Here is a 13,641-nt window from a genome sequence, read left to right as displayed (position 1 = left end):
TTGTTATGCATCTAAAATTGCTACACTGACTCACTAGCTTGATTAACTAAATGAAACTTGAAATTATTTCGACTTTCTTATCCCAAGCTGAGGTTAGTTAAAGCATCTTTTTCAAACGATACAGCTCTTCAAGAGCCTGGCGAGGCGTCAGGTCATCAGGGTCAATATTAGACAAGGCTTGTTCTACTTCGCTTGGATCAGGAATAAGGCTAAGCTGATTTGCCACATCTACCGTACTCGGGCGAAGGGAATCGTTGTCATGGCTGAGCTGCTCAAGCTGAGAAAGTTTATGGCGCGCGTTTTTGATTACCGTTTTCGGCACACCTGCCAGTCCTGCAACTGCAAGTCCGTATGATTTACTCGCGGCTCCTTCTTGCACAGCGTGCATAAAGGCAATACTGTCTCCGTGTTCCACTGCATCCAAATGGACATTTGCCAGGTTTGGTAACTGACTCGGCAGCTCGGTTAATTCGAAGTAGTGCGTGGCAAACAGCGTCATCGCACCGATTTGTGTTGCCAGCCATTCCGCACTTGCCCATGCTAAAGACAGACCATCATAGGTACTGGTACCCCGGCCAATCTCATCCATTAACACTAGGCTGTTTTTAGTCGCGTTATGCAGAATATTGGCTGTTTCCGTCATTTCGACCATGAAGGTTGAGCGTCCGGAAGCTAAGTCATCGGAAGCCCCGATACGAGTGAAAATTCTATCTAATGAGCCAATCTGGGCAGATTCTGCAGGCACGTAAGAACCGATATGAGCCATCAATGCGATTAATGCAGTTTGGCGCATGTAAGTCGATTTACCACCCATGTTAGGGCCGGTGATGATCAGCATTTTACGTTGCGGATTTAGCTCAATCGGGTTGGCAATAAACGGGTCACTGGTGACCTGTTCGACAACCGGGTGGCGACCGGATTGAATTTGAATTCCCGGTTCTTTAACTAAAGTCGGGCGGCAGTAATCGAGTGAGTCTGCACGCTCGGCCAGATTTTGCAGTACGTCGAGCTGAGAAATAGCCGAGGCCAGATTTTGCAGCTTTTCAAGGTTAGGCATCAGCAGATCGAACAGCTCTTCCCAAAGCTGTTTTTCTAACGCCAGGGCTTTAGATTTTGAGTTGAGCACTTTGTCTTCGTGCTCTTTCAGCTCAGGAATAATATAGCGCTCTGCGTTTTTCAGGGTCTGACGGCGCACATAATGCGGCGGTACCAGATGGCTTTGGCCACGGCTGACCTGAATGTAGAAGCCATGAACGTTGTTGTAACCCACTTTGAGCGTATCAATACCGTGGCGTTCGCGCTCATCAGACTCAAGTTTCTCTAAGTATTCTGTTGCACCATCTGCAAGTTTTCGCCACTCATCCAGTTCAGCGTTGTAGCCTTCTGCTATCACACCACCGTCGCGGATCACCACTGGTGGATTTTCCTTAATTGCCCGTTCTAACAGTTCGCACACGTCATCGATTGGCGCGGCAAACTGAGCAAGCTTAACCAAATATGGATGAGCCAATGAGGTAGTAATCGTTTCTAGTTCAGGCAGTTGCTGCATAGCATGACGCAAGCGAGCCATATCGCGGGGGCGGGCAGAACGTAAAGCAAGGCGAGCCAGGATACGCTCGATATCGCCAATCTGTTTTAACGTCGGCTGTAGATCGGCAAACAAACCTTGCTCTTTAATTTCACCAATCGCATCCAGTCGGTTGTTCAGCGTATCGGTACAGCGCATTGGTTGATGCAGCCAGCGTTTTAACATCCGGCTGCCCATCGGCGTTGCGCAGTAATCAAGCACGCCTGCTAGCGTATTGTCCACACCACCAGCCAGGTTGTGAGTGATTTCGAGATTACGGCGCGTTGCAGCATCCAGAATCACAGAGTGATCCTGACGATCAAAAGTCAGAGAACGAATATGTGGCAGCGCAGTACGTTGTGTATCTTTTACGTATTGGATGAGACAGCCTGCCGCACACAAACCCAGTGAAGCATGTTCTACGCCAAAACCAATCAAGTCTTTGGTGCCGAATTGCTGGTTAAGTTGCTGTTTTGCCGTGTCTAACTCAAACTCCCATACCGGACGACGACGATTTCCGTTGCGGCTCGACATCAGCTGTACGGGTTCAAAATCTTCAGGAAACAGCAGTTCACGGGGAGCAGTACGCTGTAGCTCTGCTGCCATTGCCTCTTCGGTTTCTGGTTCAGTTAACTGGAAGCGGCCAGAAGTGATATCCAGCGTAGCATAACCAAACTTACCGTGGTGGTGATAAATCGCCGCAATCAGGTTATCAATACGCTCAGAAAGCAGCGCTTCATCAGTCACTGTTCCTGGCGTAACAATACGTACAACAGCACGCTCGACAGGCCCCTTGCTGGTGGCAGGATCACCGATTTGCTCACAGATAGCGACAGACTCACCAAGCTGAACAAGTTTGGCTAAATAACCTTCTACAGCATGAAACGGGACACCTGCCATCGGAATCGGCTCTCCGGCGGAGGAGCCACGTTTGGTCAGCGATATATCCAGCAGCTGAGAAGCACGCTTAGCATCATCATAGAAGAGCTCATAGAAGTCGCCCATGCGGTAAAACAGCAAAATTTCAGGATTCTCAGCCTTTAGCTTGAGGTACTGCTGCATCATAGGGGTATGGGTCTGGCTTGTTCCTGTAGATTTTGTGCTTGTCTTTGTCATTCTCTTTCTATGCTTTTTAATAAGTTACAAAGTCCCGCTAGATTTCAAAGAGCTTCACACGAGCGCTGCAATTGATGTAGACAAAAGTGCAGGCTGAACTGCTGCACAAGAAAATAACATTGCAATATCACCAGCGATGAAGGGACCAGAAATGGCAGGGCGATAGAATACCAAACCTAGAAGCAGTAGAGCAATTGACTCTGTGAGCCTTCCATAAATGAGTGAGTGGCAAGCCGTCTCAGTTGGCTTTGTTGAGAAGGAATCTCTTGGCTCTCATTGCTGCGCCAGAAGCTGTGTAAGATTATACTGATATTGATGTGGGAACGTGGTGTTGGTGTTAAATATAATTAATAAAATCATATTGTTACGTTTTTTGGTGTGCGTTTGGTCAACTGACGCTACATTGAACAAATTATGTCCTTAATTTAGTATCTGCCGCCGTTAAAATCTAAACTTAGGACTCCATGAGAATGTCAAATGCTATAAAGAAATTTGCTGTCGATGATGGCTCTACTAACGTAAAAGTAAGCTGGCTAGATCAAAACGGCGGAATTCAAACATTAGTTTCTCCGAACTCTTTCAGAACAGATTGGAAAAGTGCAGCCCTAAGGAAGGATAAGAAGGTCTTCAACTACTCTATCGACGGAAGTAAGTACACTTACGATGCTACGTCAGATAAGGCTCTGGAAACCACACATGTGGATTACCAGTACGATGATCTTAATCTGCTTGCTGTTCACCACGCACTATTGCAAACAGGCATTGAGCCTTGTGAAGTTGTGCTTGTTGTTACCCTGCCTATCACTGAGTACTACCGCTTCGAAGATTGTCAGAAGAACGACGAAAACATTGAGCGTAAACGTCAGAACCTGATGCGCGAAATTGTTCTTAACAAGGGCGAAGTATTCAAAGTGGTTGACGTTGAAGTGATGCCTGAGAGCCTGCCAGCAGTACTTTCGACACTGGTAAATTCAAACGTAAACGAATTCACTCGCTCACTGGTTATCGATTTAGGCGGTACAACACTGGATATGGGTGTTGTGGTCGGTGAGTTCGATGATGTATCAGCTATCTACGGTAACAACGAAATTGGTGTATCTATGGTGACTAACACAGTACGCAAAGCGCTGGCATTTGCAGACAGTGATTCAAGTTACCTAGTGGCGAATGAGCTTATTCGTCGCCGTGCTGATGATACTTTTGTTTCTGAAGTCGTTAATGACGAATCTCAGATTGATATGATTCGCGAAAAAATGAACGCTAAGATTCACGAATTAGGCAAACAGGTTGTTTCTGAAGCGAAAAAATTCGCTAAGAATCCAAACCGCGTTTACCTGGTTGGTGGTGGCGCTCCGCTTATCTACCCAGCTATTCAAGCCGCTTACGAGACTTTAGGCGATAAAGTGATTCTGGTTGAGAACTCTCAGTCGGCACTCGCGCAAGAGATGTGCTTATACCACGCAGCAGATGAGGAAGAAGCAGAGCTTCAAGAATCTGGGTCAGTGAATGAGTAACCGATTTAAGAAAGTCTCGCTGTCGCTTTACTTAGATCCCCGGCAGTCTTCTTCTGACAGGATTGCCTACAGCACGTTAGCTGATTGGGCTAAAAAACGTCAGCAGTATGCAGCGGATCCTTCCGCTGCTGTTGATTTGCACAATATAGTCCATGTCCACAAAGATATTTATCTGAGTGGACTGTTTTTGCATTTATTGAAACCTGAACTCGCAACCAGCCTAGCGTCATCACTTTCGACTGATTCCATAAAAGAACAAGTACTTATTGATGTGATGAGCTCTCATCAGATAAGTGGCTCTCAAGGAGGCGGTGAGGCAATTGAACAGTCACAATTGCTCGAGGCGATTTCACAGCAGGTGCAAACGGCTTTACGCGGCGAGTTAGCGGAACAGTTTAAATCGTCCCGTGATGAGATTGACTCGGCAGCGAACGAGTTAAAAGCTCAGCTGAGCAGCGAGCTAACAGAACAAGTTCAAATGTCTCGCAGTCAAATTGACTCGGCAACCAATGAGTTAAAATCACAAATAGAACGAATGGAAGCAGAGCGTGTTCGTCAGCTTGAACAACAGAATGAGTTGGTTGCCAGTAACCCTCAGGAACTGAACGCTGAACTCGCAGAGGTTCTTAACAGTCAGGTTAAAGAGGCCTTACAATCGCACTTCTCTGAATACACACCTGGCTCAGCGTCTCTGGCAGAGGTTGATACCGACGCACTGACAGAGGAGCTAGCATCAATCGTTCGTCAACGTGATGATGAGCAGAAACGCCAGATTGCGGAACTTAGTGATCTGATCAAAAAGCAAAGTCAGCTATTGAAGAAGTTATCGCTCAATCAGCCTGTCACTTCTGCTAACGATGATAGTGGCGACTCGGTTGACCTGAACTCGCCAGAGCAGGTAGAAAAGCGCCTCGCTAACGTTCAGAAAATGAAAAAGAAAAGGGTTTTTTAACCCTTTTTTTATGCTTATTCTCCATTCCTAAACTTTTCCATTTCCTCCTTGTTTATTGATTAGCGCCAGCAGTGTCATTCCAGCGAGCTCAAGCGAGACTAGGAATCTAAGATCTTCGTGCAAATAAGTTTGAGTATTAGTTTTAGAATAGAGTGCGCTGAGGCTAGATCCTGAATCACGCTCGTTCCTCGCTGTTCAGGATGACTGGATACAAAAGTATGCGACTCACTCCTAATCCAATTACACTACTCTAAGATGGCAGTGCTTTAATATTAAAGAGCCATAAAAAATGCCGTTCGCTTTTAACGAACGGCACAGATAGGGACAAGTGAGCGACTAATACTTAAGATCTTCAGGAATAGTAAATGACGGTAGTGATTGCGGCTTAAGGTGAGTACCTGCTTTCCATCGTCTTAACTGATTTACATAGTTCAGGATCTGAGCGACGGCAACAAACAATTGGTTAGGTATCATCTGACCAATCTGTGTCGTGTGGTAGATAGAGCGTGTTAAGTCAGGAATAACCAATACTTCAACATCATTGCTCTCTGCCAGTTCTCGAATATAGTACGCCACTTCTTCAATACCTTTCGCGACGACAAACGGCGCTTCAGCGCGCTCTAAGTCATACTTCAAGGCAACCGCGTAATGGGTCGGGTTCATCAGAACGACATCTGCGCCAGGTACTGCTTGTGCTGCAGTACCGCGTGCCCGTTGTTGCTGAAGCTGTCGAATTCTTGCTTTTATCTCCGGCTTACCTTCATTTTGTTTATGCTCTTCTTTGACTTCCTGCTTGGACATCTTCATTTGCTTATTGAAGGTGTATTTCTGATACGGGAAATCGATCAGGCCGAACAAAATGATCACCCCGATCATGGTGTAAACATGATCCTGAATAAAGGTACCAACGGTTAAAAATGCCGTATTAAAGCTAGTACGGGATAAGTTGGTAATGACATGCAAGTTTTCTGAAATCGCAAAGTAGAGCAAGTAGAAGAAGATAGCGACCTTAAGCACGTTTTTCAGAAACTCAACAATGGAGTTCATGGAAAAAATGCGCTTAATCCCTTTCAACGGGCTAATTTTGTCGAATTTAGGCATCAGAAGGCTGAGGTTCATAACCCAGCCACCTAATGCAACACTGCCGCCGATCACCGAGATCAGTTTAAACAGAAACAGTGGCAGAAAGAGTTGCACGATAAAAAACACCGCTTTGGAGAACAGTTTCAACAGATGCTGAGTATTCGATACAGACTCAACATCAAACTGAAAGCTCATAGCAAAAGTGTTTGAAATGGTCTGCCACATCGTATCTCCATAGATGACGAAATACAGCACAGTAACAGCCAGAGTCATTGCGGTGGTAAACTCTTTTGCCCGGGGAAGCTGACCTTCTTTTCTGGCTTTCTGTAGCCGCTGCCCGGTGGCCGCTTCGGTTTTGTCATCAGACATGTTACTGATTCTCCATTAACAGTCTAAAGTGGTCGAGCATCTGTAAGACATTGTCTAAATAACTGTCTCCAACACCAGTAAAGGAAAGGCCGAGTGCAAATAGGCCAATTGTCATCGTCATTGGAAAACCAAGCGCAAACACGTTAAACGATGGAGCAGCCTTGTTCATAAAACCAAACGTAACCTGGCTAATCTGCATAACACAGATGGCTGGAATCGCTAGCATCAAAGCCGCAGAAAACATCCAACCGACCATTTTGAGAATATGGGCGAAGCTGTCAAACGGCATGACAATGTCGATAGGGAAAACAACAAAGCTTTCCTTAAAGAGTGCTAGTACGACTAAGTGGCCATCAAAAGCAAGAAACAGCAAACTACAGAGAATTTGGAAGAAACGGCCTATGATCGCTACGCTTACACCGCTGGATGGGTCATTCATCACTGCCATCGCCAGACCCAGCTGCATGGATATCGCTTGTCCTGCCATGGTGTAAATAGTAAAAAATATCAGCAGGGCAAACCCAAGCATCGCGCCGTAGGCAAGCTGAGTCAGAGTCAGCAATACTGCGCCGAATGAAAACGGGTTTACAGCAGGAACTTCACCAATCAGTGGTGCGCAAAGCAAGGTAAAAGCGAGTGAAAGCAGTATACGAACTTCTGCCGGTAATGACTGATCGCCGAAAAACGGTGCAATCAGAAAGAAGCCAGTAATACGTATAAATGGCCACCACAACAGTCCCAACCATTGAGTGATTTCGCTAAAGGTGAAGTCCATTAGCTTTACCCTATATTGGTTGGGATCATGTGGAAGATCTGATTAAACAGATCGATAACCTGCTGAAGAATCCAGTGACCACCCGCAATTAATGCAACAAAGGTGGTAATCAGACGAGGTAAGAAGCTTAAGGTCTGCTCGTTAATCTGCGTCACCGCCTGGAAAATAGCGACCACCAAACCGACAATGAGGCTTGGCACTACTAGCAAAGCGACCAGTGAAACCACTACCCAGACCATTTGAGTAACAAGATCAACTGCGAATTCAGGAGTCATTTTGTTTACCCCACTGCAAAACTTGCAGCCAAACTGCCAACCAACATGCTCCATCCATCTACCAGTACAAACACCAGCAGTTTGAATGGCAATGACACAATGAGCGGAGATAGCATCATCATACCCATCGACATCAACACCGAGGCGGTGACTAAATCGATGACCAAAAAGGGCAGAAACACCATAAAGCCGATCTGAAACGCTACTTTTAGTTCGCTGATAATGTAAGCGGGCAAAAGTACCAGGAAAGGCACTTCTTCCGGAGGTGTCGCGACGGGTTCGCGCGCGATTTTAAGCATTTGAGTTAATGCGTTTTTTTGCGTCTGAGCTAACATGAAACCACGCAATGGGACTTCAGCGGTTTTAAATGCTTGTACAAGCGTGATTTCGTTGGCTTCGTACGGGACATAGGCCTGGTCGTAGATCTCCGTCCATACCGGGCGCATGATCAGTGCAGATAAGATCAGTGCAATACCCACGAGCACTTGGTTAGGCGGTGATTGCTGGAGACCCAAAGCTTGTCTGAGAACCGCCAGAACCACAATGATTCGAGTAAAACTGGTACACATGATGATGAATGTCGGCACGAAGCTCAACAAGGTCATCAGGATCAGGATTTGCAGTTTTACTGAGTATTCACTGCCTGCATCGCCTTCCTGAACGGTGAGGATATTTAGTCCGTTATCCGCGAAAGACGAAAAAGAGGTGAACAATAATAAAAGCGTGATGCCGGGTAAGAGTAGTTTTTTGATGTTACTCTTCGAAAGATTCAAAAACATGAACAATTTTTACACCATACCTATTATCTTGTTCTACGATCTCTCCTTGTCCGAATAATTTGCCGTTGACTTTAATGTCGACAGGTTCACCTTCATGCTTATCTAGCATCAATACCGAGTTTGGACCTACGTCCATTAATTCTGCTAGGGGCAATGTTTTCTGAGCGACTTCTACAGTGATTTCTACAGGGATATTCTTAAAAAACTGCATCGAATTACCTGAGACTGTCGAAGTTTCCTCCACACCTTCTACTGATAATGCATTATCGTCAGTGTCGAATTCGCTCAGATCCAGATCGGCAAGATCGTCGTCAAAGTTATCTAAGCTGCTCATTAATTTTCACTCCTAATTCTTTATCTTGTTTGGTTACAAGACCTTTAAACATTGTGATGCCATTGACCTTAACATTTGCCTGTGGCAACTTTTTCATGGCCAAAAAATCGCCTGCTTTTAAGCTGACTACTTTGTCCAGGCTGTGTGTCGCTTTCATGATTTCGCACTCAACCTTTACCGGTACATGCTGAAGTGCTCGTGCCATGATATCTGAGTCAACCTGAGTGGAAGGTCTGTGATCCTTACTCAGGGTATCGATGTAATCTGTATCTAGCGCGATGCCTACTGACGCGATTTTTTCACCCTCGTGGATGATGTCCAAAGTGACATCAATTTGTGATGCAACAAAGGTTTCCGGGTCGGCCAGTTTTATGTCATCGCAAAGCGTTAAGGCTTTGCTTAACTGACTAATCAGTCGGTTATAAAAACGCTTGTGTGTGTTCGTTATGGCAATGTTATCTGCTTCATCCGCGTCCACTTTTAGATGCTTACAAAGCAGCGAGTGTATGCTGTGCTTATCAATGCTAAACAGTACATGACCATGTTCAGGATGCTGGATACACTCTTTAAGCTCACGCCCTTGTGAAACGTCATCTGAAGCCGTAACCACTTCTACATCAGCCAAATCACAAGCTTTTCCTATGATTCGTTCTATGTCATGACTTTGCTTCATAATGTGTTTGTTCAGGAACAATTCGATAGTTTTATTGGCACTACCTAATTCCTTAAGGGCAACATTTCTCATTTAGATCACCAAAATCCTCGTTCTTCAGCGGTAACTTATCTCGAGTTTAGCGCTAGCGAGATTCGACTTATTGCTTGCGTGTAAGTTTTAACAGGACGGCATAATAATGATTACTTCAGGCCAGATAAACAGAAAAAAATCAATTATTCAAAAATTAGCCGTTTACTAGAACAGTACTACACAAGGGTAGGAAAAGACCTACAAAATTGTCATTTTGTTTAACATTGTTAACTTCTTCATTTAAACAAACTTCTAGCGACAATATTGATGAACTTTTTTGTCAGAATATTCTTGTTGTTGTGTAGGTTGTTCTATTTTGCACTGACTCAGAATGACTTATTACTGTGAAGGTATTAAGTTTTCCTTTGATTAAGTCGTTGAAATTAAATTACTTTTAATTTTAATGGTTCGGTTTTGGTAGCCTGTAGGGGCTATTTTGAGCGATTGAACAAAAGACTTTAGTTGATAAAATAACCGACCCGTTAAATAGGGTGAAATATGCCCAATTGATTTAAATATGATTCTTTCAATATAAATTAAAATAAAAAAGTTAAATCAGTTCATTAATTAACGGGCATTTTAATAATTGCTTGTCACTGAGTGGAAAATAAATCTTATGGTTAATTTAGATGATGCATTAGGTATTCATCCTGAAATGTTGAATTACAGGATGCAGAGAACATCAGTTTTAGCTTCCAATATCGCGAACATCGATACCCCTAACTACAAGGCTCAGGATCTGAGTTTCGACGTAGTAATGAGTGGTATCGGTAATAACCAGACTTTATCGATTTCTGATCAGGTTATGTATCGCATTCCAACTCAAAAAACACGCGACGGCAATACCGTGGAGCTGCAATCTGAGCAAACCCGATTCGCGCAAAATGCGATGGAGTATCAACAGAGTCTGCAATTCTTAAAGCAAAAAATTTCAGGTTTACGTACGGCTATTGAAGGCCAGTAACGAGTTGGAGAACACCAGTCCTTATGTCATTTAACGCATTATATGATACCGCAGGCTCTGCACTTAACGCACAGACCATTCGCCTGAATACGGTGTCCAGTAACCTGGCGAATGCTGATTCTGTTGCGAGTAACCCTAACGATGTTTACAAAGCGCTAAAGCCAGTTTTTTCATCAGTTTACAACCAATTTCAAAGCCAGCAGCTTGAAAGTCCGACCTCAGTTCCTGTGTACATCGCGGATGTTGTTGAGGTTGAGTCTTTAGTTGAAGGGCGCTACGAACCCAATAACCCGTTGGCCAATGAGGATGGTTACATCTATCACTCTGGTATCAACGTCGTTAACGAGATGGCCGACATGATGTCGGCGACGAGAAGCTTTGAGGCGAGTGCTGAAGTGCTATCGAACGTTAAGTCTATGCAGCAATCTCTGCTGCGATTGATGGAAGCATAACATGACAACAATTTATGGTGCAGATAGCACACCTACAGTTCAGTCCGCTTCTACCGAGGCTGTAGAAAGTAATCCAAACAGCGCGGAATCATTGAGTAATGAATTTCTGACCTTAATGGTTGCTCAGATTCAGAACCAGGATCCTCTCAACCCTACAGATGGTACAGAGTATGTCTCTCAGCTGGCACAGTTTGCTCAGGTGGAGAGTACAGAAAACATGGTATCGCTAATGGCGAACCAGATGGTGTTAATGGATAACATCCAGGTATTGAGTACCGCGAACTTAGTAGGACAAGATGTTTCAGTCCGTGCTGATTCTTTTGTTGGTGACGGTGAATCAACTATCAGTGGCTCTTTAGAACTTGAAGCTTCTTCAAACACGGTCACATTAGAACTGACCACGGAAAGTGGTGAGACACATTTAATACCGCTAGGCGCGAACAATGCCGGTAAGGTGGATTTTTCTATTGATACCGCAGAGCTTGGTATCACAGGTGCTACAACGATCAGTGTCGTGCTTGATGAAGGGCAGAGCTATGCGCCGGATGTCTCACTGACGGGTACTGTAGGAGGCGTAAGCATCTCCAGTTCTACAGGTACGTCTATTCTCAACATCCCGGGTATCGGCGATGTACCGTTTTATGACATTACAACGTTCGGTCAAACCAGTTAATCGATAGAACGACACAAATTCAGGAAAATTTTTATGAGTTTTAATATCGCACTTAGCGGTTTGACCGCTAGTAATACAGAACTAAATACAATTTCAAACAACATTGCCAACGTATCTACGACAGGCTTTAAAGGTTCACGTACTGAATTCGCATCTGTTTACAGCGGTGGCCAAGCTGGTGGTGTAGAAGTTGCGTCAATTTCTCAAAACTTCGATTCAATCGGCAGTATTACCGATACAGGCCGTTCACTTGACATGGCCATTGCTGGTGGTGGTTTCTTTATTACTAAAGACAATACTGGTCAAGCTATCTACACGCGCTCGGGTGTGTTTAATACTGATGCTAGCGGCACCATCATTTCTAACACAGGCGCAGCTCTTCAAGGCTACACGGTTGATGCTAACAACAACCTGCAAACGGGTATTATTGGCGATCTAGTGGTCAATACCGAAGGGCTGCCAGCAAAAGCGACAACAGGTATTGAGTTTGCTGCCAACCTGGATGCTACGGCAGAAATTATTTCTCCAAATATGGTTGTTGATCCAAATGAACCTTTAGACCCGACAGATCCGGCTTACCCGTCTCTGCCTTTAGTTGATGCTAATGCGTTTAACATTGAAGATTCCAACACATTTACTAACTCATACACCACGCTTGTTTACGATTCATTAGGTAACTCGCACACGGTTGCGCAGTACTTTGTCAAAACTGGCGAGAATACCTGGGATGTACATACCGTAACCAATGGTAGTGTGAGTAACGCGACAACCAGTACTGTGAATTTCAATAGTGATGGTTCTCTGGTTGATGACGGTTCTAACAACTACTCAATTACTTTCCAACCTCCGGGTGCTGAAGAGATGAATATCCAGATTAATCTGGATGGCACTACCCAGTATGGCAACAACTTTGTGGTATCGAAAAATAACCCTGACGGCTACACATCTGGCGAGTTTAATAACGTTGTCGTTGCTGATGATGGCAGCGTTTATGCCATGTACACCAATGGTCAGTCTGCACTTCAGGGACAAGTTGTTTTAGCTAACTTTGCAGCGCCACAAGGTTTAACTCAGGTTGGTGGCACTGGCTGGACACAAAGCTTTAGTTCTGGTGAAGCTTTGATTGGTACTGCTGGTACAGGTTCACTTGGCACTATCGCAGCAGGAGCACTTGAAGGCTCAAACGTCGACCTTACTCAATCCTTAGTAAGTCTGATGACGGCGCAGCGTAACTACCAAGCGAATACTAAGACGATCTCTACAGCAAACGACTTAACTCAAGCGCTGTTTAACGCAGTTTAATAGGTTATGAATCCAATATTATTCAGTTCAGCGAAAGGCGCTGAACGGGTGATGTACGCACAACAAGTGCGTGCAAACAACCTGGCTAACGCCGACACCGTCGGATTCAAGTCGCTTATGGAGCATTCGCAACACATGCGACTTGAAGGCTCTGGCTTTGAAAGCTCTGTGACGGCGCGTACTAACTCTGCCATGAACAACTTCCGTGAAGGTGACAGCGTTACGACCGGTAAGGCGCTTGATGTGACTATCCTTGGCACCGGCTTTTTTACCGTAGAAGGTAAAGGCGTTGAAGGGGAAGAAGCATTCACCCGCGCAGGTAACTTTCGTCTGGATGAGGAAGGTCAGCTTATGCTGGGGAGCCGTCGCGTCATTGGCGCAGACGGTCCGATTGTGATTCCTGATCATGAATCACTCAACATCGATAACGACGGAATAATCTCCATTGTCCCGTTGGGCGGTGGTGCCATCATCGAAGCTGGTGCTTTGAAGCTTGTGAACCCTGACTACTCAGAAATGACGTTGTCTGAGAGTGGGTACTTTATGCAAAGAGACGCCGAACTTTTACCTACAGCGGCCGATGTTTCCGTTCAATCGGGTGCTTTAGAGCGAAGTAATGTCTCTAGCATCGAAGAGCTCGTTGCCATGATGTCTTTAACCAGACAATACGAAATGCAAGTCAAGGTAATGGCAAGCGCAGATGAAATTGCCCAAATCGGCAACAGAATTATGAGAGATTAA

At 44.9% G+C, this 13,641-nt stretch carries 14 protein-coding genes; 7 read left to right on the top strand and 7 right to left on the bottom strand.

Annotated elements, in window-relative coordinates; genetic code table 11:
- Nucleotides 1-97: 97 nt before the first annotated feature.
- Nucleotides 98-2,683, bottom strand: a complete 2,586-nt coding sequence (gene mutS / locus KHN79_RS11480; protein WP_182011223.1) for a DNA mismatch repair protein MutS — start codon at nucleotides 2,681-2,683, stop codon at nucleotides 98-100.
- A gap of 470 nt (nucleotides 2,684-3,153) precedes the next feature.
- Here mutS and parM point away from each other — a divergent pair, with 470 nt between their 5' ends.
- Nucleotides 3,154-4,197: a plasmid segregation protein ParM domain-containing protein gene (gene parM, locus KHN79_RS11475; RefSeq protein WP_182011224.1), complete on the top strand. Its 1,044-nt coding sequence runs from the start codon at nucleotides 3,154-3,156 to the stop codon at nucleotides 4,195-4,197.
- Complete coding sequence (locus tag KHN79_RS11470) at nucleotides 4,190-5,149, top strand: hypothetical protein (RefSeq protein WP_182011225.1); 960 nt, start codon at nucleotides 4,190-4,192, stop codon at nucleotides 5,147-5,149. The genes parM and KHN79_RS11470 overlap by 8 nt, the downstream gene beginning before the upstream one ends.
- Nucleotides 5,150-5,485: 336 nt before the next feature.
- Here KHN79_RS11470 and flhB read toward each other — a convergent pair whose 3' ends face one another.
- Genes flhB through KHN79_RS11440 form a run of 6 tightly spaced genes read right to left on the bottom strand, consistent with a single transcriptional unit; the run spans nucleotide 5,486 to nucleotide 9,509 of the window.
- The gene (flhB, locus tag KHN79_RS11465; protein ID WP_182011226.1) at nucleotides 5,486-6,601 is read right to left on the bottom strand and encodes a flagellar biosynthesis protein FlhB; all 1,116 of its coding nucleotides are present in this window, start codon (nucleotides 6,599-6,601) and stop codon (nucleotides 5,486-5,488) included.
- A gap of 1 nt (nucleotide 6,602) precedes the next feature.
- Entirely contained in the window at nucleotides 6,603-7,376 is a 774-nt protein-coding gene (fliR, locus tag KHN79_RS11460; RefSeq protein WP_182011227.1) for a flagellar biosynthetic protein FliR, read from the bottom strand.
- A 5-nt stretch (nucleotides 7,377-7,381) separates the two neighbouring features.
- On the bottom strand, nucleotides 7,382-7,651 hold the full coding sequence (gene fliQ / locus KHN79_RS11455; protein ID WP_182011228.1) for a flagellar biosynthesis protein FliQ: 270 nt from the start codon (nucleotides 7,649-7,651) through the stop codon (nucleotides 7,382-7,384).
- Between the two features lie 5 nt (nucleotides 7,652-7,656).
- Complete coding sequence (fliP, locus tag KHN79_RS11450; RefSeq protein WP_182011229.1) at nucleotides 7,657-8,430, bottom strand: flagellar type III secretion system pore protein FliP; 774 nt, start codon at nucleotides 8,428-8,430, stop codon at nucleotides 7,657-7,659.
- Entirely contained in the window at nucleotides 8,405-8,764 is a 360-nt protein-coding gene (locus KHN79_RS11445) for a FliM/FliN family flagellar motor switch protein (protein WP_182011230.1), read from the bottom strand. The genes fliP and KHN79_RS11445 overlap by 26 nt, the downstream gene beginning before the upstream one ends.
- Nucleotides 8,748-9,509 carry a FliM/FliN family flagellar motor switch protein gene (locus tag KHN79_RS11440; protein WP_182011231.1) on the bottom strand — a complete coding sequence of 254 codons (762 nt, stop codon included), beginning with the start codon at nucleotides 9,507-9,509 and terminating at the stop codon, nucleotides 8,748-8,750. The genes KHN79_RS11445 and KHN79_RS11440 overlap by 17 nt, the downstream gene beginning before the upstream one ends.
- Before the next feature lie 616 nt (nucleotides 9,510-10,125).
- Between KHN79_RS11440 and KHN79_RS11435 the strand changes: the two genes are divergently transcribed.
- Genes KHN79_RS11435 through flgF form a run of 5 tightly spaced genes read left to right on the top strand, consistent with a single transcriptional unit; the run spans nucleotide 10,126 to nucleotide 13,641 of the window.
- On the top strand, nucleotides 10,126-10,473 hold the full coding sequence (locus KHN79_RS11435; protein ID WP_182011232.1) for a flagellar basal body protein: 348 nt from the start codon (nucleotides 10,126-10,128) through the stop codon (nucleotides 10,471-10,473).
- 23 nt (nucleotides 10,474-10,496) lie between these two features.
- Nucleotides 10,497-10,925 carry a flagellar basal body rod protein FlgC gene (flgC, locus tag KHN79_RS11430; RefSeq protein WP_182011233.1) on the top strand — a complete coding sequence of 143 codons (429 nt, stop codon included), beginning with the start codon at nucleotides 10,497-10,499 and terminating at the stop codon, nucleotides 10,923-10,925.
- Nucleotide 10,926: 1 nt separating this feature from the next.
- A complete protein-coding gene (locus KHN79_RS11425; RefSeq protein WP_182011234.1) occupies nucleotides 10,927-11,598 on the top strand; it encodes a flagellar hook capping FlgD N-terminal domain-containing protein in 672 nt (223 codons plus the stop codon).
- A gap of 33 nt (nucleotides 11,599-11,631) precedes the next feature.
- Nucleotides 11,632-12,900, top strand: coding sequence for a flagellar hook protein FlgE (gene flgE / locus KHN79_RS11420; protein WP_182011235.1), 1,269 nt, complete (start codon nucleotides 11,632-11,634; stop codon nucleotides 12,898-12,900).
- Between the two features lie 6 nt (nucleotides 12,901-12,906).
- The gene (flgF, locus tag KHN79_RS11415; RefSeq protein WP_182011236.1) at nucleotides 12,907-13,641 is read left to right on the top strand and encodes a flagellar basal body rod protein FlgF; all 735 of its coding nucleotides are present in this window, start codon (nucleotides 12,907-12,909) and stop codon (nucleotides 13,639-13,641) included.

The sequence above is a fragment of the Vibrio sp. B1FLJ16 genome, assembly GCF_905175385.1.
GTDB lineage: Bacteria > Pseudomonadota > Gammaproteobacteria > Enterobacterales > Vibrionaceae > Vibrio.
Note: the sequence above shows the minus strand (reverse complement) of the source record. Positions and strands in the feature narration are given on the sequence as shown.

Coding starts and splice junctions, on each gene's coding strand:
- mutS (WP_182011223.1), bottom strand. CDS start 2,683: ATGACAAAGACAAGCACAAAATCTACAGGAACAAGCCAGACCCATACC.
- parM (WP_182011224.1), top strand. CDS start 3,154: ATGTCAAATGCTATAAAGAAATTTGCTGTCGATGATGGCTCTACTAAC.
- KHN79_RS11470 (WP_182011225.1), top strand. CDS start 4,190: ATGAGTAACCGATTTAAGAAAGTCTCGCTGTCGCTTTACTTAGATCCC.
- flhB (WP_182011226.1), bottom strand. CDS start 6,601: ATGTCTGATGACAAAACCGAAGCGGCCACCGGGCAGCGGCTACAGAAA.
- fliR (WP_182011227.1), bottom strand. CDS start 7,376: ATGGACTTCACCTTTAGCGAAATCACTCAATGGTTGGGACTGTTGTGG.
- fliQ (WP_182011228.1), bottom strand. CDS start 7,651: ATGACTCCTGAATTCGCAGTTGATCTTGTTACTCAAATGGTCTGGGTA.
- fliP (WP_182011229.1), bottom strand. CDS start 8,430: ATGTTTTTGAATCTTTCGAAGAGTAACATCAAAAAACTACTCTTACCC.
- KHN79_RS11445 (WP_182011230.1), bottom strand. CDS start 8,764: ATGAGCAGCTTAGATAACTTTGACGACGATCTTGCCGATCTGGATCTG.
- KHN79_RS11440 (WP_182011231.1), bottom strand. CDS start 9,509: ATGAGAAATGTTGCCCTTAAGGAATTAGGTAGTGCCAATAAAACTATC.
- KHN79_RS11435 (WP_182011232.1), top strand. CDS start 10,126: ATGGTTAATTTAGATGATGCATTAGGTATTCATCCTGAAATGTTGAAT.
- flgC (WP_182011233.1), top strand. CDS start 10,497: ATGTCATTTAACGCATTATATGATACCGCAGGCTCTGCACTTAACGCA.
- KHN79_RS11425 (WP_182011234.1), top strand. CDS start 10,927: ATGACAACAATTTATGGTGCAGATAGCACACCTACAGTTCAGTCCGCT.
- flgE (WP_182011235.1), top strand. CDS start 11,632: ATGAGTTTTAATATCGCACTTAGCGGTTTGACCGCTAGTAATACAGAA.
- flgF (WP_182011236.1), top strand. CDS start 12,907: ATGAATCCAATATTATTCAGTTCAGCGAAAGGCGCTGAACGGGTGATG.